Source organism: Actinosynnema sp. NPDC053489, assembly GCF_044544865.1.
In the GTDB taxonomy this organism is placed as follows: Bacteria; Actinomycetota; Actinomycetes; order Mycobacteriales; family Pseudonocardiaceae; genus Actinosynnema.
In genome coordinates, this window is the sequence record NZ_JBITXT010000012.1 from 181,154 (window position 1) to 206,097 (window position 24,944).

The window sequence follows — 24,944 nt, forward strand, 5'->3', positions numbered from 1 at the left end:
TCTCGTCGCCTCCCGCCAGGGACACGGACGCGGGCCCGGTTCGGTTCACCGCGGGGGTGAGGAGCAGTCACGCCCGGAGTTCAGGCAGCTCGTGAGGCGGTCCATCACCGCCTCGGGCATGACGTTGACGAACAGGGCGTGGTCGGTGCGCGGGTCGTGCGACTGCTCGGGGAAGCTGTCGATGGCGTAGGGCCGCCCGGCGGGCACGTCGTAGGACACCCGCACCTCCAGCTTCGGCACGGGGAACGTGCCCGGCCGGCACGCGCCGTTCGAGCCGGGGAACTCGACGTGCGCGCGGTGGCTCGGGCTGTCGGTGGTGCGCCCGTCCCAGCAGCTCGGGAACTCGAACGCGCGCACCACCCGGCTGCCGGGCGGGCACACCGGGTAGCGGTCGGTGTGCCGGTCCTCGAACCCGGTGCAGGTCCACCGCGCCCGGCCGCCACCGGTGGTGAGCGCCGCCGGGTCGCCCGTGATCAGGCGCAGGAACCGGGGCATCGGCACGACGCGGCTGACCGGGCTGCCGGTGAACGCGATAGCCACCTCCGCGGGCGGCAGCACCTCGCCGGTGTTGCCGTGCACGCCCCCGCCGGGCTCGTGCCGATCGTGCCCGGTCCGGTCGGTCAGCCGCAGCACCGGCCAGTAGTAGGTGGACCGGTCGCCGTCCGGGCAGGTGGTCGCCGCGGCGGCCAGCGACTCGTCGGTGGAGGACGCGTTCGTGCTCAGGTTGCCGACGTACTCGTGCGTGTGGTGCGCGCCGAACGGCCGGCCGGGCGCGACGACCACGTTGTCGGCGTTGAGGTGCCGCGGCTCGTTGCGGCCGCAGTCGACGCGGAACGTGCCCGTCGACGCGTCCGGGGTGGTGGCGACCGGCTCGACGTCGACCGGCACGTCGTCGATGGCTGCGGTGCGCCCGTCCGCGCAGCCGGCGGCCAGCACGAGCGCCAGCAGCAGCGGCGACCACCTCACGGTCGACAGCCTATGGGCAGCCGGCCCGGCGGTCACCGCCCCCGGCCGCCGGCGTGCGCGACCTCCGCACGCCGGCGGCCGTGGTGGCGACCGGCACCCGGTCCCCGGGTGCCTTCCCGGTCAACCGGAGGTGGGACGTGCTCCGAGCGGTGAGGGGTTGCGGCGGGTGGTGTGCATCGGCGGGCCTTCCTGCGAGCGTTCCGGCACCACCGACACGCACCGGGGGCCGATCCGGTTCACCGCCCCGCGCGCCGGGCCGGCCGCGGGGTCGACCGGAGCGGTCCACAGTGGACCGGAACGGCCCGGCGGCGAAGCGGTCCCGGGCCGCGAAAGCGCGCAGCACCGGGTAGCCAGGTCGAACGCCGTCAGCGCGTACTCGCGGGGGCGCGGGGCGCACGACCGCAGCGACCAGCACCGGCACCGGCACCGGCACCGGCACCGGCACCGAGTCGATCGCCCGGTTCCCGCCGGCGCGCTGGGACGTCCTCGGCACCCGGACCTCGACCGAGCACGTGCGGGTCAACGGTGCGCCGGGAGCCGGCGGTGGACCGCTGACTAGGGCAGCAGCAGGCCCCAGTGGACGGCCCACGGCACGAACAGCACGCCGCCGGCGAGCAGCACGCCCACCCGGGCGGTGAGCCCGGACCGGGATCGCCGGACCGTCAGCGCGGTCAGCGCCGTCGCCACCACCGCCGTCGCGGCGAGCGCCTGCAACCCCAGCCACGGCAGCGGTCGGCCGAGCACCACCGGCCCGAGGTCCTTCGCCCCGCTGGACGCCAGGTGGCCGAGGTACGCCACCAGCCCGAGCACGCTCAGCAGCCCGGTGGCCGCGAGCACCCGGGCCGGCGCGGGCGACGGGCGGCGCCGGACCACCGCCGCCACCCCGAACCCGGCGAACGCCACCAGCAGCAGCGCCGCGACCCCGAGCTGCACCACCGGTGACCCGGGCTCGACCGGCTCGCTCGGCCGCTCCTGCCGCGCCGGCGCGCCGACCTCGACCGCCCGCGGTCCCGGGCCGGTCACCCAGGCCGCCACCTGAGCCAGGTAGTCCGGGGACACCTCGTCACCGCGCCGGAAGCCGTCCGGTGACCGGCGCAGGGTGTGGTCCGCGCCGGGCACCGACCGCAGCGCGTAGGCCCGGTTCCCGCCCCGGTCCAGCGACTCCCGGAACACCCGCATGCTCTCCGCGCCCGGGACCACCCGGTCGAGGTCTCCCCACAGGGCGAGCACGGGCTGGGTGACGCGGGTGAGCACCGGTCCGGGGTCGTACCCGGCCTCGGGGAACTGCCCCGCGCCGACGAGCAGCCCCAGCGTGGTGCGGGCGACGGTGTCCACCAGGGAGCCGGACACCCCCGCCGCGGCGAGCCGGTTGACCAGGTTCCACGACTGCTGGCGCTCCGGTCCCGTGCCCGGCGCGCCGACCGTGACGACGAACGCCACGTCGGTCGACCCGGCGGCGGCGATCGGCACCACCCAGCCGCCCTCGCTGACACCCCACAGGCCGGTGCGCGACGGGTCGACGTCCGGGCGGTCGCGCAACGCCCGCACGGCGGCCAGCGCGTCGTCGGCCAGCAGCTCGAAGTCGACGTCGGACCGGGACCGCTTCGGTCGCTTGTCGTAGACCAGCGTGACGATGCCGGACCGCGCGAACGCCTCCGCCTCCTCGCGGTAGCCGTCCCGCGACACCCGGCCGGAGCCGTGCACCATCACCATCGCGGGGTGCGGGCCGCCCGAGGTCGGCGCGATCACGGTGCCGTGCAGCGCCAGCCCGCCGCTGGAGAAGGTGATCTCCTGCTCGGTCAGCCCGTCGGGCGCGGCCCGGGCGGTCGGCGCGGCGGCCAGGGCCGCGACGGAGGCGACCAGCACGAGGGCGGGTCGGAACTTGCGTCCAGGGAGCACGGGTGCTCTCCTTCCGGGAGGAGTTCGCACGTACGAGGAACACGCCGGTTCGGCGTGGTGCCGCGACTTCCGCGCGCCCGGGTCGTCGAGTGCCAGCTCGACGGCCCGGGTCAGGAACGCGCGGTGTCGTCCGGCACGGGGAACGCGAAGAAGCGCACGGCGACGTGCCGCGCGCCCTCGGGCGTCTCCTCCGCCGGTCGTTGGTAGCGCTTGAGCAGCGCCAGGTACTGGTCGAAGAACTCGTGCAGCTCGGTCAGCGTGAGCCGCGCGGAGCCGCGCGAGTACGGCACCGCGTCCGCCCACTCGCCCAGCTCCGCCCGCCGGGCCAGGAAGTCGGCGAACAGCTCCTGGTCGGCGGCCAGCTTCAACTGGTTGAGCTGGTCCAGCAGGGTCCGCACCTCCGGGTCCCGCGGCGAGCGGGGCGACCGGAGGTCCTGGACGGGCGCGCGCCACCACCGCTCCCGGCCGTGCGCGCGCTCGGGCACCTCCTCCACGAAGGCGTGCCTCGCCAGCATCCGCAGGTGGTAGCTCGTCGCGCCGCTGCTCTCGCCCAGCGCCTTCGCCAGGGTGCTGGCCGTGGCCGGGCCGTGCTGCCCGAGGTGGCGCAGGATTCGCTGCCGCAACGGGTGCGCCAGCGTGCGCAGCTCGTCGACGTCGGAGATCTCCCGCGGCTCGACCACGGTGCAAAGCTACCGTTGCAAAGGTGCCTTTGCAACTAGCCTCGGTACAGCTCCTCGTACCGCGCGCCGTGCGCGGTGTGCACGGTCCTGCGCTTGACCTTCAACGTCGGGGTCAGCTCGCCGTCGTCCTGGCTCAGGTCGCGGTCCAGGATCGCGAACCTCTTGACCTGCGAGACGTGCGCGAAGTGGGAGTTGGCCTCGTCCACCACGCCCTGGACCAGCGCGCGCACCTCGGGCGAGCGGGCCAGCGAGGGCAGGTCCGTCGGCAGGCCCCGCTCCCTCGCCCAGGGCACGACCTCGTCCTGGTCCAGCGTGATCAGCGCGACGAGGTACGGCTTGCGGTCGCCGTAGACGACCGCGTGCGAGATCCACCGCGACTGCCGCAGCTGGTTCTCCACGTTGGCCGGTGCGATGTTCTTGCCGCCCGCGGTGATGATGATGTCCTTCTTGCGGCCGGTGATCGTGACGAAGCCGTCCTCGTCGATCTCGCCCAGGTCGCCCGTGTGCAGCCAGCCGTCGGTGAGCACCTCGGCGGTGGCGGTGGGGTTGTTCCAGTAGCCGGCGAACACGTGCGGGCCCCGCATCAGCAGCTCGCCGTCCTCGGCGACCTTCACCTCCAGGCCCGCCATGCCGAACGTGCCGACCGACCCGAGCTTGTGCCGCGCCACCGTGTTCACCGTGCCGACGCCCGTGGACTCGCTCATGCCGTACCCCTCCAGCACGGGCACGCCGGCGGCGGAGAAGAACTCGAGCACCTCGACCGAGATCGGCGCGGCCCCGGACAACGCCTGCCGCAACCGCCCGCCGAAGATGGCCCGCACCTTGGCGAACACCGGCTCGACCCGCTCGAACGCGGCGGCCAGGTCGTCCGGCACGGGCCTGCCCCCGGCCCGCAGCCGGCGCACCTCCAACCCGACCCGCACGGCCTGCCGCAGCTGCTCCTCGGGCACGCCCGCCGTGGCGGCGGTGTAGACCTTCTCGAAGATCCGGGGCACGGACGGCAGGAACGTCGGCCGCACCTGCGCCAGCTCCGCGACCACCTTCGAGGGGTCCCCGCCGTAGAACGCCACCGTGTGGCCGGTGTACAGCGCGCCCAGGTGCACGATCTGCGCGAACACGTGCGCCAGCGGCAGGAACAGGTAGGCCACGTCATCCGGCAGCACGTACGACAGCTCCTCGCTGAGCCGGCACATGGTCAGCCAGTTCCGGTTGGTCAGCACGCAGCCCTTGGGCGGTCCCGTGGTGCCCGAGGTGTAGATGATCAGCGTCGGGTCGTCGGGGTCGACGGCCGCGCGCCGGTCGTCCAGCTCACCGGGCACCGGCGCGGTCCGCCCCTGCGACCGCAGCGCGTCCAGCCCGCCGCCCTCGATCACGACCACGTCCCGCAACCCGGGCACCTGCTCGCGGACGGACTCCACCTTCGCCCGCTGCGCCTCGTCCTCGACCACCACCAGCACCGCGCCGGAGTCACCGATGATCCACGCGCATTCCTCGGGCGCGCTGGACGGGTAGATGGGCACCACGATCCCGCCCGCGGCGAGCACCGCCAGCTCCACCGCCGACCACTCGACCCGCGTGTCGGACAGGACGCAGACCCGCTCCCCCGGCGCCAACCCCCGGTGCACCAGCCCGGACGCGAGCTCCATGACCCACTCGGCGACCTCGGTGAACGTGAGGTCCACCCACCGCCCGTCGCGCGAGTACCGCCACGCCACGCGACCGTCGTGCGCCTGCGCGGCCACGAAGGGGAGGTCTGCGATGACGCGCGCCGCACTCACGGGCATGGCAATGCTCCTCACTGAGCCAACGAACCACTGAGCCGAACGAACCTGAGCCGAACGAACCTCGGGCCAAACGAACCACTGAGCCGAACGAACCTCGGGCCGCACGAACCGACACGCGGCGGACCGGCCACCGCCCCGCCACCCGCAGCCCACCCAACACCGACCGCGTCACCACCGGTCAGTGCGGACTCCACAACAACTAAGCGCCGACCGACCCCTGGGCCCACCCGTCCAGCACCCGGGCCAGCTCCAGCCGCGACGACACCCGCAGCTTCGCGTAGATGCGCGACAGGTACACCTCGATCGTCCGGGGGCTGTAGTGCAGCGCCGCCGCGATGTCCCGGTTCCGCATCCCCTGCTGCACCAGCCGCGCCACGTTCTCCTCCGCCGCGGTCAGCCCGCCGCCGGCCACCACCCCGGCGGCCCGCCCGCGCGCCCGCGGCACCTTCGCGCCCAGCTCCCGCAACCGCGCGCCCGCCTGCCGCCGCAACCCGTGCGCCCCCACCCGCTGGAACACCCGGTACGCGTCGAGCAGCTCCTCGGCCGCACCGGCGTCCACCAGCCCCAGCGCCAACCGCGTCCGCGCCGCCTCGAACACCAGCCCGCCGGCCTCCGCCTCGCGCACCGCCTCCCGCAGCACCCCGGCGTCCCCCTCGGCCGCGCCGACGACCCGCCGCACGGTCACCCGCGTCCACGGCGCCACCCGGTCGGCCGCCACCTCCCGCAACCGCCCGGCCGTCCGCCGCGCCTGCTCCGGGCGACCGCACCCGAGGTCCAGCTCGACCAGCCGCCCGAGCAGCACGCAGCTGTACGCGGACATCCCGTCGTCGTCCACCGCCTCCAGCAGCACCGCCCGCGCGCCCTCGACGTCACCGCGCGCCGCCAGGTACCCGGCCAGGGCGAACGCGTGCAGCCGGGACATGTTGGGGCTGGCCGGAGCGCCGAGCGCGGCCAGCCGGGCGGCGACGTCCAGCTCGCCGCGCCACGTCCGCACCTCCAGCTCGATCGCGCGCAGCCCGTCCAGCATCATCACCTCCTGCCGCGACTCCAGCTCGGCCGCGGCCCGCCCGACCCGCTCCAGGCACGCGTCCCACGCCCCGCCGAACCAGTCCAGCGCCACCCGCGCCATCTCCAGCTCACCCCGGAACGCGTGCCCACCCGCCCGTTCACGCAGCTCCTCCGCGCGCCGCAACCGCCACGACGCGTCGTGCACCAGGCCGGCCAACGCCCCGGTGGACGCGGCGACGGCCAGCGCCTGCAGCTCCAGCGCCGGCCGGCCGCCCGCCGCGGCCAGCGACCGGTCGGCGTACTCGACCGTCTTGTCGTGCCGGAACAGCATCGACGTGATCACGGCCAGCCGGTCGAACACCACCACGCCCTCGGCGGCCGACGTGACCGGCATGGCCTCGATCCGGTCCACGGCCGCCAACGCCTCGGCGTGGCGCCCGGTGAACACCAGCAGCAGGGCGCGCTGCGCGTGCAGGGCCGCCGGCGCGCCGCCCGCGGCCACCTCCGCGTCCGCGAGCCGCAACGCCTCGGCGAACCGCCCGACGAGGAACATGCCGCTGAGCACCACGACCGCGCACCGCGACCGCTCCGGCCCCGGCGGCAGCGCCTCCAGCGCCGCCAGCCCCGGCCCGATCGCCGCACCCGGCCGGGACGCGTGGGCCAGCGCCCGGCACTGCGAGGCCAGCAGCCCGGCCCGCTCCGGCGCGGCCACCGGCAGCAGCTCCAGCGCCCGCGCGCACAGCGCCGCCGCCGTCTCCGGCGCGGTGGTCCGGTTCGCCGCGGCGGCCTGCGCCATCACCCGGACGGCGCGCAGGTCGCCCGGCGGCGCGGACTCGGCCAGGTGCCAGGCCAGCTCCAGCTCGTCCACGGCCAACCCGCGCGCCCGGTCGTCCAGCAGCCGGGCGCTGATCAGGCTGTGCAGGTGGCGGCGCTGCGCGGGCCCGATCTCCTGGTACAGGGCCTCGCCGACCAGCGCGTGCGTGAACCGGTAGCCCCGGTCCTCGTCGCGCACCACGACCTGCGCCCGCAGCAGCTCGTCGAACGCGTCGACCACCGCCTCCTCGGGCAGCGACGACACCCGCGCCAGCAGCCCGATCCGGTCCAGCCGCACCCGCCGGAAGATCGAGACCGCCCGGGCCACCGCCCGCGCGTCCCGGTCCAGCGGCGCGACCCGCCGCAGCACGGCCTCGCGCCTGGTCAGCCGGATCGCCGACGGCGACACGGCCAGCCGCGCCCGGTCGCCGTCCACCGCGACCAGGTCCAGCTCGCGCAGGGACCGGGCGATCTCCACCGCGAAGAACGGGTTGCCGTCCGCCCGCTGGTGCACCTCGTGCGCCAGGCCGTCGTCCACGGGCGTGCCCAGCACGGTCTCCACGATCCGCGCCACGTCGCCGCCGCTGAGCGGGGCCAGCCGCACGCGGACCACGTCGGCGTGCCGTTCGAGCCGGTCCAGCAGCTCCTCGGCGCCCGGGTTGCCGTGGTGCTCGCGGACCGCCGCGACCAGCGCCAGCGGCGCGGCCGTGACGCGGCGCAGCACCACGGCCAGCATCGCCAGCGAGTCGTCGTCCGCCTGGTGCACGTCGTCCAGCACGAGCGCGGCGGACCGCTCAGCGGTGAGGCCGGTGAGGGCGCGGGCGACCAGCTCGCACGACCGGCCGAACCACGTCGCGTCCGGCGTGGCGGTCAGGTCCAGCGCGGCCACCGCCTCGCGCACGTCGGCCGAGGGCGGCAGGGAGCGCAGCGCCGTCGCCACCGCCGCGTACGGGATGCGCCTGCTGACGTCGTCGGACTCGGCGGCGGCCACCGCGCAGCCCCGGTCGCGCAGCCGCCTGCCCACCTCGGCGAGCAGGCTGGACTTGCCGATCCCGGGCTCACCGGACACCACCACGACCACCAGCCCGGCGGCCGGCACCCGCTCGACCGCGGCGAACACGGCCGCCAGCTCGTCCTCCCGGCCGAAGAAAGGCGACAAGGCGCGACCTCCCCTCGGTAGAGCGGCCACCACCCTACCGACTGAGGAATCCCTACTCACGTGGCCTGGCTCACGGTGGTGGCATGGCGGGCAGCCGAACGCACCTGGAGGGTCGATGACGGTCGAGGGCACCTGCGCCGACGAGTTCGCCGAGGTCCGCACCGAGTTCGAGCGCAACTTCGCCGAGCGCGGCGAGGTCGGCGCGGGCGTGCACGTGACGGTCGACGGCGTGACCGTCGTGGACCTGTGGGGCGGTGACGCGGGCGGGCGGCCGTGGACCGAGGACACGATCACGCACGTGTGGTCGTGCACCAAGGGCGCGACCGCGCTGTGCGCGCACGTGCTGGCCTCGCGCGGCGAGCTGGACCTGGACGCGCCGGTGACCCGGTACTGGCCGGAGTTCGGGGCGAACGGCAAGGCCGACACCCTGGTGCGGCACCTGCTCGCCCACCAGGCCGGGCTGACGGCGGTGCGCGAGCCGCTGCCGCCCGGCGGGTTCCTCGACTGGGAGCTGGTGACGGGCCTGCTGGCGGCCCAGGAGCCGTTCTGGGCGCCGGGCACGCGCCACGGCTACCACGCGCTGACGTTCGGGCACCTGGTCGGCGAGGTGGTGCGGCGGGTGTCCGGGATGCCGCTGGCGGAGTTCTTCGAGAAGGAGGTCTCCGGCCCGCTGGGGCTGGACTTCTGGCTGACCCTGCCCGAGGACCTGGAGCCGCTGGTCGCGCGGACCACCCCGGCCGAGCGCGGCGAGGAGCTGCCGGCCGTGTACCTGGCCGCGATGAGCAGGCCGGGGTCGATGCAGGCGCTGCTGGTCGGCAACTCCGGCGGGTACGTGGCGGCGTCGGACACCCGGGAGGCGCACGCGGCGCAGTTCGGCGCGGTCGGCGGGATGAGCAACGCGCGCGGCCTGGCGCAGCTGTACCGGCCGCTGGCACTGGGCGGCGAGTACAACGGCGTGCGGCTGGTGGACGAGGACCAGCTCCCGGTCATGTCGGCGGTGGTGTCGGCCGGGTTCGACGAGATGCTGCTCGCGCCGACCCGGTTCTCGCTGGGCTTCCTCAAGGCGTCGGGCAACCGGCACCTGCCCGCCGTGGAGCGGGGCGTGTCGCTGTCGCAGGACGCGTTCGGCCACTCGGGCATGGGCGGCTCGCTGGGGTTCGCCGACCCGCGAGCCCGGATGTCGTTCGGGTACGCGATGACGAAGATGGGGCCGGGCGTGGGCGTGAACGAGCGCGGGCAGTCCCTTGTGGACGCCGTGTACCGCGCGCTGGGGCACCGCCGGGCGGTCGACGGCACGTGGTTCCGGCCTCAGGGCGAGATGCCGTAGACCGACCGCAGCCACACGCAGGTCAGCGTGTCCACCAGGGCGCGGTCCCGCGCGGCCGACCGGCGGGACCGCGAGCCGCTCAGGAACGCCTGCTCGTTCATCGCCACGAGCACCGCGGCCAGCGACCTGGCGTCCGGGCCCGGCGGCGCGACGCCCGCCGCCCGCTCGCCCTCGATCTGCGAGGCGGTGGCGTCGACGAACCGGCGGGCCACGCCGGAGAAGAACTCGCGGATCAACGGGTCGGTGTCGCGCGCCCGGACGGCGGCGCGCAGCACCGGGCCGTGCTTGCGCCACAGGGCGAGGCTCGCGCCCAACGCGCGCCGGATCGCGTCCTCCGGCGGCTCGCTGCCGCGCCGCAGCCACGACGACGCCGACTCGTAGAGGGCGTCGAGCACGGCCGCGGACAACGCGTGCAGCACCGCTTCCCGCGAGGCGAAGTGGAAGTAGAACGTCGACCGCGAGATGCCGGCGCCGGAGGCCAGCTCGTCGACCGCGATGTCGTCCAGGGAGCGCGTCTGGAGCAGTCGCTCGGCGGTGTCGAGGATCGCCTGCGAGGTGAGGTCGCCCTTGCTGGGCCTGCGCCGCGACCCGACCGTGCCGGCACGTGGGGACATGGCGGACATCCTCGGTTCCGCGCACCGGCAGCCGCAAGCCTCGCGCGCGCACCGCGGCCAAGTCGAGAGCCGCCACCGAGTCGAGAGCCACAGCCGAGTCGAGAGCCACAGCCGAGTCGAGAGCCGCCACCGAGTTGAGGGCCGCAGCCGAGTCGAGGTCCGCGGGCCCGGTGGACGGGCACCACCGCTCCCGAGGCGGTAGACAGTGGGGTGTGGATCCGCTGCGGGCACTGCGACAGGTGGCGTTCCGGTTGGAGCGCGCCGGTGAACCCACCTACCGGGTGCGGGCGTTCCGCAAGGCCGCCGAGGTGGTGGCGGCCCTGCCGGACGGCGAGCTGGAGCGGCGGCTCGCGGCGGGCACGCTGACCGACCTGCCGGGCATCGGCAAGGCCACCGCGGGCGTCATCGCGGACGCCGCCGCCGGGCGGGAACCGGGCTACCTGAGCCGGTTGCGGGAGCCGGTCGTGGGCGGGCGGGCGCTGCGGGCGCTGCTGAAGGGCGACTGCCACACGCACTCCGACTGGTCCGACGGCGGCAGCCCGATCCGGGAGATGGCCGAGGCCGCCCGCGACCTCGGGCACTCGTGGGTGGCGCTGACCGACCACTCGCCCCGGCTCACCGTCGCCAACGGCCTGTCCGCCGACCGGTTGCTCGCGCAGCTCGACGTGGTGGCGGAGCTGAACGCCGAGCTGGCCCCGTTCCGGATCCTGACCGGCATCGAGGTCGACATCCTCGACGACGGCTCGCTCGACCAGCGGCCCGAGCTGCTGGAGCGGTTGGACGTCGTGGTCGCCAGCGTGCACTCGAAGCTGCGGATGGCCGCGCCGGAGATGACCAGGCGCATGGTGGCCGCCGCGTCGAACCCGCACGTCGACGTGCTCGGGCACTGCACCGGCCGGCTGGTGGTGGGCAAGGGCAGGCCGGAGTCGGCGTTCGACGCGGAAGCGGTGTTCTCGGCGTGCGCCGAGCACGGCACGGCCGTGGAGGTCAACTCGCGCCCGGAGCGCCGCGACCCGCCCGGCAGGCTGCTGCGGCTGGCGGTGGAGCTGGGGTGCTCGTTCGCGATCGACAGCGACGCGCACGCGCCGGGGCAGCTCGACTGGCTCTCGTTCGGGTGCGAGCGGGCCGAGGAGTGCGGCGTCACCCCCGACCGGGTGATCAACACGCGCGGGGCGGACGACCTGGTGGCGCGCTGAGGGGTCCCCGCCGGCGTCAGCGGCCCGCGGTGGTCGCGCGCCGGGCCCGCGAGGCCCGGACCAGGTGGCCGTACCACGGCACCAGCGGCCCGGTGCGGCCGTCGACCAGCCGCTGCCACGTCGACCGGCACAGCGCCAGGAACGGCCCGGCGTCCCACTCCCCCGCCAGGTCCGCCAACGGCCGGTCCTGGACGTTGCCCAGGCCGTAGCGGCGGTCGAAGCCGTAGGACACCGGCACCGCCGCGCCGTTCGCCTCGACCACCAGGGGCGTGAGCCAGCGGCCCAGGGGCTGGGTCCGGTCCACCGGCGCGGCCATGAACGCCTCCGGCCTGCGCGCCAGCATGGTCCGCGGCACGGCGTCGAGCTGGACGGCCATCCCGTGGTCCTCGGCGATGCGCCCCAGCTCCACCGCCGCGTAGGCCAGCTCCACCGCGTCCGGCCGCTCGCCCGACATCAGCCGGTTCGCCGCGCCCTCCGGTTCCAGCGGGTGCACCTGGAGCAGCAGCGCGCCCGACTGGGCCGCGGCCAGCGCCACGTCACCCAGCTGGGTGGCGTTGCCCTGGGTCAGCGTGGTGATCACCCCGACGGGGATGCCGGCCTCGGTCAGCCTGCGGATGCCGGCCAGCGCCTTGTCGAAGCACCCCGGCTGGTCCCGGATCCGGTCGTGCGTGGCCCGGTCGCCGTCCAGCGACACGGCCACCAGGTCGACCAGGCCGCGCACCAGCCCGATGCGGCGCTGCGTCAACGCCACCGCGTTCGTCGTCACGGTCGTCCGCATCCCGGCCGCGCGGGCGGCGCGCAGCAGCGCGGGCAGCTCCGGGTACAGGAACGGCTCGCCGCCGGACACGTTCAGCACGTCGTAGCCGAGCGCGGCGGCGTCCGCGACCACGGCCGACAGCACGGAGATCGGGACGGACTCGGCCACGTCCGGGCCCGAGCTGGAGTAGCAGTGCAGGCAGCGCAGGTTGCACAACCTGGTCGGGTGGACTTGCAGTACCGCCCGGCCACTCGTCTGCCCCATTCCACCCTCCCGCGGTGCTCGCTACCGGTATGGAGGGCGCTGCGGGCGCGGTGATACGTCCGACCGGGGTCGGGCTTCGCCCCGGTGGCAGCCGTCGACCCCGGCCGCGACGAGCGCGGCCGGGGTCGACGTCACCGGGGGATCAGGTGTAGCAGGGCTTCTCGAACTTGAAGTCCTTCGCCGTCGGCCCGGTGAAGAAGTCCTCGACCAGGCCCACGCCGGTGGCCTCCTTCTCGTCCGGCTTGTAGATCAGCGTCTGCCGGAACGCGGCGTCGTTGGGGTTGCCCGCGAAGTTGCCCGCGCCCTGCGGGAGCATGCCCTCGTAGTCGACGGAGGTCAGCTGCCGCACCGCCGCCAGCACGCCGGCCCGGGTCAGGTCCTTGTTCGCGGCCGCCTTCTCCAGCGCCGCCTTCAACGGGTACGACCACACCCACCCGGAGGTGTAGCCGTCGTTCGGCGTCACGCCCGGCAGGGCCGCGCGCAGCGCCTCGTGCCCCGGCGAGTTCGTCGCCCACGGCTTCCACGGCGCGGACTGGAGGTACAGCGCCTTGATCGCGGGCGCCGCCGGGCTCTGCATGAGGCCCTGGTTCCACGTCGGCGAGGTGCCGATGAACCTGCCCTTGAACCCGCGGGCCGCGGTCTGGCCGATGATCACCGCCGCGTCGGTCGGCCCGGTGGTGAGCACGACGACGTCGGGCTTGTTCGCCAGCACCGCGTCGATCGCGCCGCCCTGGTTGTCCTGGCCGGTCTGGGTGACCGCGCTGGTGAACGTCACGCCCCGCTTCTCCGCGGCGATCTTCACGCCGGCCGCCGCGTCGTCGCCGTAGTCGCCGGGCAGGTGCACGGCCATCACGCTCTTCGCGCCCAGCTCGTCCACCGCGTAGTCGACCGAGTTCATCGACTCGACGCAGTAGTTCGCGCCGGACTCCAGCACGACCTCCTCCACGCCCCACAGCGACGTCCACGACGCTGGCACGCTCACCATCTGCGAGCTCTCCAGGTCCGGCAGGATGGCCGCGGTGGTCGGCGAGCCGAGGGTCTGCGCCAGCGCCAGGACCTTGCCCTTCATCTCCTGGTAGACCTGGTTCTGGATCTGCGGGTTGTACTTGTTGTCCTTGACGTAACTGGTCACGTCGACGTCGTAGCCGCCGATGCCGCCCTTGTCGTTGACCCGCTTCCAGAACGCTTTCTGCGCCTCGGTGATCGGCACGGCGAGCGTCTTGAACGGCCCCTCGGTCAGGTCCGAGATCGTGCCCAGGTAGATGCAGCCCCGGTCGGCGTGGCCGGTGTCCGGGCACGGCTCCGCGGTCACGCCGAAGTCCACCTTGATGCCGCCCTTGCCCTCCTGCGGCGCGGCGCCGTCCCCACCGCGACACGCGACGGCCGCCAGCGCCACCACGGAGAGCACGGCGAGCACCGCTCTGTGACTTGCCATCCCATCCACCCTTTCAGTACGAGAAAGGCCAGGTGCGCCAGTAGTTGCGGACCCGGACCCAGATACCGAACAGGCCGCGTGGCTCCACGATGAGGAACACCACGATCAGCAGCCCGTACAGGACCGCCTCGACCTGGAACACCGTGACCGCACCGGTCGCGTCCGCGCTGATGAACGGCAGCACCGCCGGGAGTTCCCGGGTGATGCGCGGCAGCAGCGTGATGAACAGCGCGCCCATGATCGCGCCGGAGATCGTGCCCGCGCCGCCGATGAGCACCATGGCGATGTACTGCACCGACAGCAGCAGGCCGAACGAGCCCGGGTCGAAGAACCCGTTGACCACGAACAACAACGAGCCGGCCACCCCGGCATAGAACGACGACACGGCGAACGCCAGCGCCTTGTACCGGGTCGGGTCGACGCCGATCACGGCCGCCGCGAGGTCCCGGTCCCGCACCGCGGCGAACGCGCGCCCGATCCGCGACCGCACGAGGTTCCGCGCGAGCACCGCGAACACCACGAGCAGCGCGAACATCAGCAGGTACAGCTGCTGCGGCCCGCTGAAGAGCTCCGACGGCCGGTCCAGTCGCACGCCGAACAGCTCGGGCACCGCCGCGGGCCGCCCCACGCCGGGACCGCCGGTCAGCGACGTCCACTCGCGGAACACGTGCTCGCCCAGGAACACCAGCCCGAGCGTCACGATGGCCAGGTACAGCCCGCGCAGCCGCACGGCGATCGGTGCCACGACCAGCCCGGCCAGCCCCGCCACCAGCCCGGACGCGAGCAGCCACACGGGCAGCGACGTCACGCCGAACCCGAGCACCCGGCCGTCCGGGTCGCCGGACAGCGCCGCGCCGGTGTACGCGCCGATGGCCAGGAAGAACGCGTGCCCCAGCGACACCTGCCCGGCGTACCCGGTGACGATGTTCAGCCCGATCGCGCCGATCGCCGCCACGAAGCCGGTGGCGAGCAGCACCAGCACGTCGTCGGTGAACGCGAACGGCAGCAGCAGCGCCACCACGACGAGCGCCCCCGTCCACGCCCGCTTGGGGCGCGTGTTGAGGAACGCCATGTCCTGCTCGTAGGAGGTGTACAGCTCCGGACGACCCTTCACAGCCGCTCCACCTCCTTGGCGCCGAACAGCCCGTAGGGCCGCACCAGCAGCACGACCAGCATCAGCACGTACGGCGCGACCAGCGCGAAGTTCGGGCCCAGCCAGGGGGCCACGTCACCCTGGTAGGTGCCGACCAGCGATTCCACGACCCCGACCGCGAGCCCGCCGACGACGGCGCCGCCGAGCGAGTCCAGGCCGCCGAGGATGATCGCGGGCAGCGCCTTCAGCGCGATCACCCACAGCTGCTGGTCCACGCCCGCGCCGGTGGCGACGAACACGCCGGCCAGCGCCGCGAGCCCGCCCGCGATCGCCCACGACAGCGCGAACACCGAGCCCACCGAGATGCCCTGCGCGAGGGCGACCTCCTGGTCGTGGGCCACCGCGCGCATCGCCAACCCGACCCGGGAGAACCGGAAGAACGCGAACAGCGCCGCCACCACGACCACCGTCGTGGCGAACATGACCAGGTACCGCTGCTGCACCTCGACGCCGAGCAGCGCCACCGTCGACAGGCCCCACGGGTCGCCGACCTGCCGCACGTCCAGCCCGATGAAGGCGTTGGTCACCACGCGCACCACGACGTCCACGCCGATGGTGATGATCGCGACCACGAACACCGGCTTGCCGATCATCGGCCGCAGCACGGTCCGCTCGACGCCCAGCGCCAGCACCGCGATCAGCACCGCGGCGATCGGCACGGCGGCGAAGAACCCGACGTCCGCGGCCAGGTGGCTGACCAGCACCGCGCCCGCCAGCATGAACGCGGGCTGGGCGAAGCTGATCACCCTGGTGGACTTGTAGATGATGACGAAGCCCAGCGCCAGCAGCGCGTAGATCGACCCGGAGCCCAGGCCCCGGATCAGCGATTGCAGGAACTCGGTCATCCGCGCCCCCCGGCGTACATGTCGTCGACGAGCCCGCCGAACGCCTCGGCCAGCGCCGACCGCTTCACCTTCTGCGTCGCGGTCAGCTCGCCGTCCTCGTGGTCCAGCTCCTTGGGCAGCATCCGGAACTTCTTCACCTGCTCGGCGGTGGCGAACCGCTCGTTGACCTCGGTGACGACGCCCTGCACCAACTCGCGCACCTCGTCCTTCTCCGCGAGGTCGCGGTAGGTGGTGTAGGCGATCCGCCGCTGCCTGGCCCAGTGGCCGACCGTGTCGTACTCGATGCCGATCAGCGCCACCAGGTACGGGCGGCGGTCGCCGAGCACGACCGCTTCCTTGACGTAGGGCGAGGACTTCAGGGCGTTCTCGATCTCCGACGGCGCCACGTTCTTGCCGCCGGCGGTGATGATGATGTCCTTCATGCGGTCGGTGATCCGCACGTGCGTGCCGTCGACCCACTCGCCGACGTCGCCGGTGCGCAGCCAGCCGTCCGGCGTCATCGCCCGCCGGGTGGCCTCCTCGTCGCGCCAGTAGCCCGCGAACACGCCGCCGTGCCGGGTCTGGATCTCGCCGTCGTCGGCGATGCGCAGCTCGACGCCGGGGTGCGGCTCGCCGACCGTGCCGACCTTCACCCGGCCGGGCCGGTTGCCGGTGGCGACGGCGCTGTTCTCGGTCATGCCGTACACCTCGTGCACCGGCACGCCGATGCCCATGAAGAACCGCAGCACCTGCGGCGAGATGGGCGCGGCACCCGACGAGGCGTACCGGACGTGCCGCATGCCGATGCGGGTCTTCAGCGCGCGGAAGCACAGCAGCCAACCGACGCCGTACTTCAGCCGCGTGCCGAGGGTGTGCCTGCCGCCGGTGCGCACGAGCCGCTCGCCCAGCCCGTCGGCGACGCGCAGCCAGAACCGGGTGTGCGCCCGCTTGAACCGGGTGGCGCCCGACGCGTTGATCGTGATGGCCGCCAGCACCTTCTCCCAGATGCGGGGCACGCCGAACAGGATCGTCGGCTGCACCTCGCGCAGGTTTGCGGGCACGGTCTCGATCGACTCGGCGAAGTGCACCTGCACCCCGGCCGCCGAGCTGAACCACGTGGTGAAGATGCGCTCGGCGACGTGGCACAGCGGCAGGTAGGACAGCGTGATGTCCTTCGGCGAGGGCGGCGGCTCGGTGAAGCCGCCGTCCTCGACCAGCGACCGGACGGCGAACTCGACGTTGGCCACGGTCAGCATCGCGCCCTTGGGCGGACCGGTGGTGCCCGACGTGTAGATCAACGTCATCACGTCGTCCGGCTCGACCTCGCGCATCCGACGGGCGACCGCGTCCGGGTGCGCCTCGCGGTGCTGCGCGCCCAGGGCCAGGAAGTCGTCCCAGGACAGCAGCTTGGGGTGGTCGTAGCGGTGCCGGATGCCGCGCGGTTCGAGGTAGACGATCCGCTCCAGCGCGGGCAGCGCGTCCAGCACGGCCAGCGCCTTGTCGACCTGCTCCTGGTCCTCGGCGACGAGCACGCGGGCGCCGGAGTGCGACAGCAGGTACGCGACCTCGGCGGCCGGGTTGGTCGGGTAGAGGCCGACGGTGATCGCCCGCACGGCCACCGCGCCCACGTCGGCGTAGAGCCACTCGCGGCGGTTCTCGGAGTGGATCGCGACCCGGTCGCCCGGGTCGACGCCGAGCGCGAGCAGGGCGTGCCCGACCAGCTCGGCCCGCGCCCAGTAGCGCGCCCAGGTCACCTCGCGCCAGACGCCGAGCTCCTTGGCGCGCAGCGCGACGGCGTCCGGCGTCGTCGCGGCCCGGTCGCGCACGCGGGTCGCCACGGTGGTCGGCCCGGCTCCGGTGGTGGTCCGGGTGCTCACGCGGCACCTCCCACGCCCTGGTGCGCCTCTCCGAGGTAGGCGCGCACGACCTCGGGGTCGCGCTGCACCTCGGCGGGCGTGCCGGTGCTGATCGGCTTGCCGAAGTCGAGCACCATCACCCGGTCGGCCAGGTCCATCACCAGGCCCATGTCGTGCTCGACCATGATCATCGCGATGCCCAGCTCGTCGCGGACGTCGAGCACGAACCGCGCCATGTCCTCGGTCTCCTCGGCGTTCATGCCGGCGACCGGCTCGTCCAGCAGCAGCACCTCCGGCTGCATGGCGAGCGCGCGCCCCAGCTCCACGCGCTTCTGCACGCCGTAGGGCAGCACGCCCACCGGCAGCCGGCGCCACTGCTCCAGTTCGAGGAAGTCGATCACCTCTTCGACGGCGACCCGGTTGGCCAGCTCCTCGCGCCGGGCCCGGCCGACCCACGCGAACGCGGCCAACGCCCCGTACCGCATGTGGTTGTGGCGGCCCAGCATCAGGTTCTCCACCACGGTCAGGTGCGCGAACAGCTCGATGTTCTGGAACGTCCGGGCGATGCCCAGCGCGGCGATCCGGTGCGGTCGCCTGCCGAGCACCTCCTCGCCCCGGAACCGGACCGAGCCGCGCTGCGGCCGGTACACGCCCGACAGCACGTTGAAGATCGACGTCTTCCCCGCGCCGTTGGGCCCGATGATCGCGAACAGCTCGCCCGCGGCGACGTGGAACGACACCCCGTCCACGGCGGTGACGCCGTCGAACGCGAGCGTCACGTCCCGCACCTCCAGCACGGGCGCCTCGGCTCCCCGGCTCACGACAACCACCGCTTCCGCCGCTTGTAGTGCTTCACGTCGCGGAACGACCGCGCGGCGCCCTCGGCGCGCAGGCCGAGGTAGAACTCGCGCACGTCCTCGTCGGCCAGCAGCGCGGCGGCCGGCTTGTCCATCACGACCTTGCCCGTCTCCAGCACGTAGCCGTGGTCGGCGATCGACAGCGCCATGGTGGCGTTCTGCTCGACCAGCAGCACGGTCGTGCCCGTCTCGTTGATCTTCACGATGAGGTCGCGGATCTGCTGGACCACGAGGGGCGCGAGGCCGAGGCTCGGCTCGTCCAGCAGCAGGTAGCGGGGCTCGGACATCAACGCGCGCCCGATGGACAGCATCTGCTGCTCGCCGCCGGACAGGTAGCCGGCGCTCTGCCGCCGCCGCTCCCGCAACCGGGGGAACAGCTCGTACATCCGTTCGAGGTTCCGCTTGATGCCGCGCGGCCTGCTGTGCCCGCCGATCCGCAGGTTCTCCTCGACGGTCAGCTCCGCGAGGATGCGCCTGCCCTCCAGCGCCTGCTTCACCCCGAGCGTCGCGATCCGCGTCGGCGAGGAGCGGTGGATCGGCTCGCCGTCGAGCGTGATCCCACCGCGGGTGACCTTGCCGTCGTGCACGTCCAGCAGCCCGGACAGCGCTCGCAGCAACGTCGTCTTGCCCGCTCCGTTGGCGCCCAGCAACGCGACGATCCGGCCTTCGGGAACCCTCAGGCTCACGCCGCGCAGCACCAACATCACGTCGTCGTAGACCACCTCAAGGTTGTTCGCCTCCAGCACCGGGCGCCTCCGGGGGGGTGTCGGGGAGCGCCCAGTATGTCTTCGATCACAGCGTTACCTACCGCTGTTCGCAAACCGTGATGAACCAGCCCAAGACATGTTCGGCTTTCACGATTCTGTTGCGCAGTCCTGTGTGGACCGGTGTAGCGCCGCTGGTCCGGGGGTATGCCCCCGCTACCGCGACGAGGGTTTGTGAGGAGCGTTCGCCACACATGGACAGCTCGGAGGTGGAGCTCAGGGTGGCGGCCAGGCCCGCCCACCTCTCGACGATCCGCGCGGTCGCCGCGGCGGTCGCCCGGAGCACGCCGGAACTCGCCATCGACCTGGTCATCGCCGTGGACGAGGCGTGCGGCTCGCTGATCTCCCGGACGCTCGACCCGTCGGCCGTCCTGCTGTGCCGGTTCGACCGGGAAGGTGATTCCGTCCGCTTCCGCGCAGAGGTCCGCTCCTCGGCCGTCACCGTTCCCGATCATGACTCGTTGTACTGGCGGGTCGTCAGCTCCGTCACCGACGCGGTTGCCACCTGGGTCGACGGAGAGGGGCGGTTGCGGGTGGAGCTGAGGTGCCGGGCATGAACGCGGTCGACTACCAGCCGCTGTTCCACGAGATGGCGGAAGCCGAGCGGGACGGCGAGCGCTACCAGCGGTTGCGCGACCGGCTGGTGACCGAGCACCTGCCGATGGCCAGGCACATCGCCGACCGGTTCGCCGAGCGCGGCGAGTCGGTGGAGGACCTGCGGCAGGTGGCGGCGGTCGGGCTGATCAACGCCGTGGACCGGTTCGACGTCTCGCGCGGGATCGACTTCCTGGCGTTCGCCGTGCCGACGATCACCGGCGAGGTGCGGCGGTACCTGCGCGACCAGGGGTGGGCGGTGCGCGTGCCGCGGCGGTTGAAGGAGCTGTGCGTCGCCATCGACGCCGCGCGCGTGGAGCTGTCGCGCGTGTCCGGTCGCACGCCGACGCCCAGCGAGGTCGCCGCCCACCTCGGCATCGGCGTGGACGAGGTGTACGAGGGCCTGCACGCGACCTCGGCGTACCACCTGCTGTCGCTGGACGAGCAGTCGATCAGCGAGGAGCTCAACCACGCCGACCGCCTGATCGGCGACGACCCGGCGCTGGAGGTGGTCGAGCTGCACCACGCGTTGGACCCGATGCTCCGCGGGCTACCCAAGAGGGAGAGGCGGATCGTCGTGCTCCGGTTCTTCCGGGGGATGACGCAGAGCCAGATCGCGGACTCGGTCGGCGTGTCGCAGATGCACGTGTCGCGGCTGTTGAGCCGGTCGCTGGCCCGGTTGAGGTCGCTGCTCGACGAGGAGTAGCGGTCGACGGCCGGGAGTTCCTCCGGGGCACGCGCACGGTGCGCGTGCGGTGGAAGGGGTGGTCTCGGTGGTCGCAGTCCCGGTGAAGTTGACGTGGCCGCAGCGGCTGGCCCTGGCCCTGGGGGCGGTGCTGCTCGGGTGGGGCGTGCTGGGGTTCGTCGGTGATCGGCCGCAGTTGGCGGTGCTGCACCTCGTGACCGGTGCGGTGCTGGGGGCGGCGGCGCTGCGGACGCGGGTGGCCAGGCTGGTCGGCTCGCTGATGGGCGTGGTGTACCTGGTCGTGTTCGCGTTCGGGGTCGGCGAGCCGGGCGGCGCGCTGGACCTCGGGGTCGTGGGCAACGGCGCGCACCTGCTGGTCGGCTTCGCCTCCGTGGCGGTCGCCCAGAGCTGCGCGTGGTGCGAACAACGCACCCGCCGCCACCCCGCCCGCCGCCGCGCGGCCCGCCCGTGGTGATCTTCGGGTGATCTTCTCCTCCCGTTCGCGTCGCGGCAGGCCGCGGGCCGCTTCCACGGGTTGGAGAAGGCGGTTGCACGGCCCCCCTTTCGGGTATCAACCGTATGACCCGAACGGGGAGGACCGATGCACACGGCGAGTCTGCAGAAACTGATCAACGTGGAAGGGCCGTTCGTCTCCGTGTTCCTCGACGTCGGCGATCACGTGGACCTGCGGTGGCGGGCGATGCGCGATCAACTGCAAGCCATGTCCGCCGACCCGTACCTCGTGGCGCTGGCGCACAACGCGATCACGTCCGGCGTGACCCCCCGCGGCCTCGCGGGGCGGGGTCTGGTCGTGGGCGGCGGACGCGTGCTGGTCGACCAGTACGTCCCCGTCCCCCCGTCGGGCTACACCGCGCGCTACGGCCCGAACCCGTACGTCCTGCCGCTGGTCGAGCTGTCGGAACCCCTCCTGCCGCACGTGGTCGTGCAGGTCGGCGAGCACGGTGCCGACCTGCGCGGCGTCGACCCGACCGGCCGGCCGGTGGCCGTGGCGTCGGTGGGCGCGCGGCGACCGGGCCGGCGCCTCGAAGCCGACGAGCTGGCCGACGTGGCCGAGGAGGCGACCACCCTGGTGGACCGCCTGGGCGCGCCGCTGCTCGTCCTGGCCGGCCCCCTGGCCGGCAGGCGATCACTGCGAGTCGCCCTGCCCACCCGCTACCACCACCTGGTCGTGGAAGTCGAAGGACCACCCGATCGAGCGGTCCTCCACCTGGCGGGCCGGGCGAACCAGGACGCCCGCCGAGCCGTCGTCGAACGCTTCCGCGACGAGTCCACCCGGATGACCGGACGCGCGGTGCACGGCCTGATCCCGGTCGCCCGCGCCCTGGCCGAGGGCCGCGTGGAGACCCTGCTGCTCACCGACGCGCTGGTCGGCTCCCAGGAGATCGACGGCGGCCGCGCCGACGAGGTGCTGCCGCTGCGCGCGGTCGAGTGCGGTGCCGAGATCACGCTCGTGGGTGGGGCGGTCCGGCTGCACGAGGACGTCGGCGCACTGCTCCGGGACTGACCCCCTCCGCCGGTCACCCGCACCAGCGCCCGGCCCGCTCTGCTCGCCTCGACGGCGACAGCACAAGCGGGCTGCGGCCGGCGAACGGCGACCGCGGCAGTGCGCGGCGACTGCGGCAGACGGTGGCCGTGGCAGGCGGCGGTTGTTGCGGCAGACGGCGGTTGTTGCGGCAGATGGTGGCCGTGGCAGTGGCGGGCCCTCCGGCAACACCAGCGATGCGCCCCGGTGGCGAATGGGCGGAGCGGGCGCGCCGGCGTGGCCGAGGCGATCGGCCCCGTCAGGGAGGTGGCGGCACATGGTGGTGGTTCGGCAACCGGTTGGGCCGCCGCGGTGGGGCGAGGAGCGAGGGGTTCGTGGATGTGGTGAGCGGGTGGCGGGCTTTCCGGGCGGATCGAGGGCGGATCGAGGGGTGGGTCGAGAGGCGGATCAAGCGGGCGAACGAGTGTGGGCGGGGTTGTGGTTGGCGAGGGCTCCTCATGGTTTTAACCGAGGATCGGGAACAGCGTTTCCGTACATTTTCGGCCATTGATCACCCGATTGTGTGACCAAAGGCCGCGACAACGCCACCAATCCCGCGACACCCGCCACCGGAATGAACCGGAGCTCACTTCCGCCGCCGCCCCCGCAACACCCGCAGCACCGCCCGCTCCACCGTCTCACGATCCGCCGACTTCGGCCTGATCGTCACCCCTTCGTGCCACAACCGCACCACCCGCGGGTCCACGTACGACTTCCGCGCCACCGCCGGCGTGTTGCCCAGGTGCTCCGACACCTCCCGCATCACCTCCGCCTCCACCCGCTTGCGCCCCCGCTTCGTCTCCGGCCGCCCCTCCCGCGCGAACGCCGCCGCCGCCAGCACGGTCGCGTGCCACGTCCGCAGGTCCTTCACCGAGAACTCCGACCCGACCAGCTCCTTGAACCGCTCGTTCACGTCGTCCGACCCCACCGGGCGCCCCCGCGAGTCGACCAGCAGCCGCTCCTCGCCGTCACGCCCCCGCAGCAGCCCCCGCACCGCCCGCGCCAGCGACTCGTCCTCCACCTCGGTCGTGAACTGGATCCCTCCCTTGGCCGGGTAGCAGAAGTCCACCGTGGACCGGCGCACGGCCACGTGCGAGCACAGCAGCGTGGCCACCCCGTGCGTCCCGTTGTCCGCCGCGTACGTCTCACCGCCCACCCGGAACACGCCCTGCTCCAGCACGGCCAGCGCGACGGCCAGCACGCGCTCCCGCGACCGCCCCCGCCCGCGCAGCTCCCGGCCGATCTCCTCCCGGAACCCGGGCAGCAGGGGCGCGAGGGCGAGCACCCGGTCGTGCTTCTCCTCGTCCCGGTCCTGCCGCCACCGCTCGTGGTAGAGGTACTGGCGCCGCCCGGCCGCGTCCGTGCCGACCGCCTGGATGTGCCCGTTGGGGTGGGGGCAGATCCACACGTCGCGCCACGCGGGCGGGATGACGAGGGACTTGATCCGCGCCACCGACTCCGCGTCGAGCGGTTCGCCGGAGGCGTCGGTGTAGCTGAACCCGCGGCCTCGGGCGCGGCGGTGCCAGCCCGGCGTGGAAGGATCACTGCGGCGCAACCTCACAGCGGGCAGGTTCCCGTGTGCGACGAGGTGAAACACGTCTCGTCGAGAAATCCGCAACACCGTGGTTGAAGCAGCGCCGGAGTGGGTATGGCAGCGGCATGACCGAGCCGTGGACCGTCGGCGTGGAGCAGGAGTTCCTCCTCGTCGACCCCGAATCACGCCGACCCGTGCCCCTCGCCGAGTCGGTTGCGCAGCACGCCGGCGCGGGTCACGACGTGCAGCGCGAGCTGACCCCGTTCCAGATCGAGGTCGCGACGCCGGTGTGCCGGACGGCCGAGGAGCTGGCGGAGCACGTCCTGGCCGGTCGGATCCACCTGGCGAAGGCCGCGCACGCGGCGGGGTGCCGCCTGCTGGCCTCGGCGATCCCGCCGATCGGCACGCTGGGCCCGCCGGCGCTCACGGACGACCCGCGCTACCGGATGATGGCCAACTCGCACCGCAAGATCATCGGCGGGCAGGGCGTCTGCGGGATGCACGTGCACGTGGGCGTGCCGGACCGGGACGTGGCGATCCGCGTGTCGAACGCGTTGCGGCCGTGGCTGCCGACGCTGCTGGCGCTGAGCGCGAACTCGCCGATCGAGCACGCCGAGGACACCGGTTACGCCAGTTGGCGGTCGATCGTGTGGTCGCGCTGGCCGATCAGCGGCCCGCCGCCGCACCTGGCGTCCGCCGCCGAGTACGACGGGCTGGTGAGCGCGCTGGAGTCGACGGAGGTGCTGCTCGACCGCGGGATGGTCTACTGGGACGTGCGGCCGTCGGTGGAGCACCCGACGGTCGAGGTGCGCGTGTCGGACATCCCGATGACGGCGCGTGACGCGGTCGTCATCGCCGAGGTCATCCGGGCGTTCGCCCGCACGGCGGCCGAGTCCGGCGAGCCGGAGCGGGTGGACGACACGATGTTGCGGGCCGCCTACTGGCGTGCCGCGCGCGACGGCATCGACGGTCTGGCCGTCGACCCGCGCACGGGTGGCCTGGTGCCGGCCCGGGAGCGGTTGGCGGAGTTGGTGTCCTGGTGCGCGGACGCCCTGGGCGACGCCTCGGCGTTGTCCACTGTGGAGGAACACGTGGCGTGGCTGGGCGTGCACGGCAGCGGCGCGGCGCGCCAGCGCCGGGCGTTCGGTGGTTCGCCCGACGCGCGCGGTCTGGTCGACCTGGTGCTGACCGAGACGGTCAGCGAAGCCGGTTGAGCGCTACCGTGGAGTTTC

21 protein-coding genes are annotated in these 24,944 nt (G+C 73.6%); 7 read left to right on the top strand and 14 right to left on the bottom strand.

Features of this window, described 5'->3' with window-relative positions:
- Nucleotides 1–45: 45 nt before the first annotated feature.
- The 5 genes from ACIGNX_RS26290 to ACIGNX_RS26310 all read right to left on the bottom strand — a co-directional run bounded on the left by ACIGNX_RS26290 (nucleotide 46) and on the right by ACIGNX_RS26310 (nucleotide 8,309).
- Nucleotides 46–966 (bottom strand): DUF1996 domain-containing protein, encoded by a 921-nt coding sequence (locus tag ACIGNX_RS26290; RefSeq protein WP_396543362.1) that lies wholly within the window; start codon nucleotides 964–966, stop codon nucleotides 46–48.
- A gap of 555 nt (nucleotides 967–1,521) precedes the next feature.
- Nucleotides 1,522–2,865 carry an alpha/beta hydrolase family protein gene (locus tag ACIGNX_RS26295; RefSeq protein WP_396543363.1) on the bottom strand — a complete coding sequence of 448 codons (1,344 nt, stop codon included), beginning with the start codon at nucleotides 2,863–2,865 and terminating at the stop codon, nucleotides 1,522–1,524.
- Between the two features lie 110 nt (nucleotides 2,866–2,975).
- The gene (locus tag ACIGNX_RS26300; RefSeq protein WP_396543364.1) at nucleotides 2,976–3,545 is read right to left on the bottom strand and encodes an ArsR/SmtB family transcription factor; all 570 of its coding nucleotides are present in this window, start codon (nucleotides 3,543–3,545) and stop codon (nucleotides 2,976–2,978) included.
- A 35-nt stretch (nucleotides 3,546–3,580) separates the two neighbouring features.
- Complete coding sequence (locus ACIGNX_RS26305; RefSeq protein ID WP_396543365.1) at nucleotides 3,581–5,329, bottom strand: AMP-dependent synthetase/ligase; 1,749 nt, start codon at nucleotides 5,327–5,329, stop codon at nucleotides 3,581–3,583.
- A gap of 199 nt (nucleotides 5,330–5,528) precedes the next feature.
- A complete protein-coding gene (locus tag ACIGNX_RS26310; RefSeq protein WP_396543366.1) occupies nucleotides 5,529–8,309 on the bottom strand; it encodes an AAA family ATPase in 2,781 nt (926 codons plus the stop codon).
- A gap of 115 nt (nucleotides 8,310–8,424) precedes the next feature.
- On the opposite strand from ACIGNX_RS26310, the gene ACIGNX_RS26315 reads away from it, so the two are divergent.
- Nucleotides 8,425–9,636 (top strand): serine hydrolase domain-containing protein, encoded by a 1,212-nt coding sequence (locus ACIGNX_RS26315; protein ID WP_396543367.1) that lies wholly within the window; start codon nucleotides 8,425–8,427, stop codon nucleotides 9,634–9,636.
- On the opposite strand, the gene ACIGNX_RS26320 is transcribed toward ACIGNX_RS26315, so the two are convergent.
- Nucleotides 9,618–10,250, bottom strand: coding sequence for a TetR/AcrR family transcriptional regulator (locus ACIGNX_RS26320; protein WP_396543368.1), 633 nt, complete (start codon nucleotides 10,248–10,250; stop codon nucleotides 9,618–9,620). The two genes, ACIGNX_RS26315 and ACIGNX_RS26320, sit on opposite strands and share 19 nt — an antisense overlap.
- A 212-nt stretch (nucleotides 10,251–10,462) precedes the next feature.
- Here ACIGNX_RS26320 and ACIGNX_RS26325 point away from each other — a divergent pair, with 212 nt between their 5' ends.
- Complete coding sequence (locus ACIGNX_RS26325) at nucleotides 10,463–11,446, top strand: PHP domain-containing protein (protein WP_396543369.1); 984 nt, start codon at nucleotides 10,463–10,465, stop codon at nucleotides 11,444–11,446.
- 16 nt (nucleotides 11,447–11,462) lie between these two features.
- Here the strand turns inward: ACIGNX_RS26325 and ACIGNX_RS26330 are convergent, their stop codons facing one another.
- The 7 genes from ACIGNX_RS26330 to ACIGNX_RS26360 all read right to left on the bottom strand — a co-directional run bounded on the left by ACIGNX_RS26330 (nucleotide 11,463) and on the right by ACIGNX_RS26360 (nucleotide 19,338).
- Nucleotides 11,463–12,467, bottom strand: coding sequence for a radical SAM protein (locus ACIGNX_RS26330; RefSeq protein ID WP_396543370.1), 1,005 nt, complete (start codon nucleotides 12,465–12,467; stop codon nucleotides 11,463–11,465).
- Nucleotides 12,468–12,609: 142 nt separating this feature from the next.
- Entirely contained in the window at nucleotides 12,610–13,902 is a 1,293-nt protein-coding gene (locus tag ACIGNX_RS26335; RefSeq protein WP_396543371.1) for an ABC transporter substrate-binding protein, read from the bottom strand.
- 13 nt (nucleotides 13,903–13,915) lie between these two features.
- Nucleotides 13,916–15,016, bottom strand: coding sequence for a branched-chain amino acid ABC transporter permease (locus tag ACIGNX_RS26340; RefSeq protein WP_396543372.1), 1,101 nt, complete (start codon nucleotides 15,014–15,016; stop codon nucleotides 13,916–13,918).
- Entirely contained in the window at nucleotides 15,013–15,900 is an 888-nt protein-coding gene (locus tag ACIGNX_RS26345) for a branched-chain amino acid ABC transporter permease (RefSeq protein WP_396543373.1), read from the bottom strand. Before ACIGNX_RS26345 ends, ACIGNX_RS26340 begins: the two co-directional genes overlap by 4 nt.
- Entirely contained in the window at nucleotides 15,897–17,756 is a 1,860-nt protein-coding gene (locus tag ACIGNX_RS26350; protein ID WP_396543374.1) for an AMP-dependent synthetase/ligase, read from the bottom strand. The genes ACIGNX_RS26345 and ACIGNX_RS26350 overlap by 4 nt, the downstream gene beginning before the upstream one ends.
- Nucleotides 17,753–18,556 carry an ABC transporter ATP-binding protein gene (locus ACIGNX_RS26355; protein ID WP_396543375.1) on the bottom strand — a complete coding sequence of 268 codons (804 nt, stop codon included), beginning with the start codon at nucleotides 18,554–18,556 and terminating at the stop codon, nucleotides 17,753–17,755. The genes ACIGNX_RS26350 and ACIGNX_RS26355 overlap by 4 nt, the downstream gene beginning before the upstream one ends.
- Nucleotides 18,553–19,338, bottom strand: a complete 786-nt coding sequence (locus tag ACIGNX_RS26360) for an ABC transporter ATP-binding protein (RefSeq protein ID WP_396543376.1) — start codon at nucleotides 19,336–19,338, stop codon at nucleotides 18,553–18,555. The genes ACIGNX_RS26355 and ACIGNX_RS26360 overlap by 4 nt, the downstream gene beginning before the upstream one ends.
- Before the next feature lie 212 nt (nucleotides 19,339–19,550).
- Between ACIGNX_RS26360 and ACIGNX_RS26365 the strand changes: the two genes are divergently transcribed.
- The 4 genes from ACIGNX_RS26365 (at nucleotide 19,551) to ACIGNX_RS26380 (ending at nucleotide 22,160) form a co-directional block, all read left to right on the top strand.
- A complete protein-coding gene (locus ACIGNX_RS26365) occupies nucleotides 19,551–19,913 on the top strand; it encodes an ATP-binding protein (RefSeq protein WP_396543377.1) in 363 nt (120 codons plus the stop codon).
- Nucleotides 19,910–20,656 (top strand): SigB/SigF/SigG family RNA polymerase sigma factor, encoded by a 747-nt coding sequence (locus ACIGNX_RS26370; RefSeq protein WP_396543378.1) that lies wholly within the window; start codon nucleotides 19,910–19,912, stop codon nucleotides 20,654–20,656. The genes ACIGNX_RS26365 and ACIGNX_RS26370 overlap by 4 nt, the downstream gene beginning before the upstream one ends.
- Before the next feature lie 67 nt (nucleotides 20,657–20,723).
- The gene (locus ACIGNX_RS26375) at nucleotides 20,724–21,110 is read left to right on the top strand and encodes a hypothetical protein (protein ID WP_396543379.1); all 387 of its coding nucleotides are present in this window, start codon (nucleotides 20,724–20,726) and stop codon (nucleotides 21,108–21,110) included.
- A gap of 126 nt (nucleotides 21,111–21,236) precedes the next feature.
- Complete coding sequence (locus ACIGNX_RS26380) at nucleotides 21,237–22,160, top strand: hypothetical protein (protein ID WP_396543380.1); 924 nt, start codon at nucleotides 21,237–21,239, stop codon at nucleotides 22,158–22,160.
- Nucleotides 22,161–22,764: 604 nt separating this feature from the next.
- Here the strand turns inward: ACIGNX_RS26380 and ACIGNX_RS26385 are convergent.
- On the bottom strand, nucleotides 22,765–23,739 hold the full coding sequence (locus ACIGNX_RS26385) for a DNA topoisomerase IB (RefSeq protein ID WP_396543381.1): 975 nt from the start codon (nucleotides 23,737–23,739) through the stop codon (nucleotides 22,765–22,767).
- 98 nt (nucleotides 23,740–23,837) lie between these two features.
- Between ACIGNX_RS26385 and ACIGNX_RS26390 the strand changes: the two genes are divergently transcribed.
- Entirely contained in the window at nucleotides 23,838–24,926 is a 1,089-nt protein-coding gene (locus ACIGNX_RS26390) for a glutamate--cysteine ligase (protein ID WP_396543382.1), read from the top strand.
- The last annotated feature ends 18 nt before the right edge of the window (nucleotides 24,927–24,944 follow it).

Coding starts and splice junctions, on each gene's coding strand:
- ACIGNX_RS26305 (WP_396543365.1), bottom strand. CDS start 5,329: ATGCCCGTGAGTGCGGCGCGCGTCATCGCAGACCTCCCCTTCGTGGCC.
- ACIGNX_RS26315 (WP_396543367.1), top strand. CDS start 8,425: ATGACGGTCGAGGGCACCTGCGCCGACGAGTTCGCCGAGGTCCGCACC.
- ACIGNX_RS26320 (WP_396543368.1), bottom strand. CDS start 10,250: ATGTCCCCACGTGCCGGCACGGTCGGGTCGCGGCGCAGGCCCAGCAAG.
- ACIGNX_RS26330 (WP_396543370.1), bottom strand. CDS start 12,467: ATGGGGCAGACGAGTGGCCGGGCGGTACTGCAAGTCCACCCGACCAGG.
- ACIGNX_RS26335 (WP_396543371.1), bottom strand. CDS start 13,902: ATGGCAAGTCACAGAGCGGTGCTCGCCGTGCTCTCCGTGGTGGCGCTG.
- ACIGNX_RS26345 (WP_396543373.1), bottom strand. CDS start 15,900: ATGACCGAGTTCCTGCAATCGCTGATCCGGGGCCTGGGCTCCGGGTCG.
- ACIGNX_RS26365 (WP_396543377.1), top strand. CDS start 19,551: ATGGACAGCTCGGAGGTGGAGCTCAGGGTGGCGGCCAGGCCCGCCCAC.
- ACIGNX_RS26370 (WP_396543378.1), top strand. CDS start 19,910: ATGAACGCGGTCGACTACCAGCCGCTGTTCCACGAGATGGCGGAAGCC.
- ACIGNX_RS26380 (WP_396543380.1), top strand. CDS start 21,237: ATGCACACGGCGAGTCTGCAGAAACTGATCAACGTGGAAGGGCCGTTC.
- ACIGNX_RS26390 (WP_396543382.1), top strand. CDS start 23,838: ATGACCGAGCCGTGGACCGTCGGCGTGGAGCAGGAGTTCCTCCTCGTC.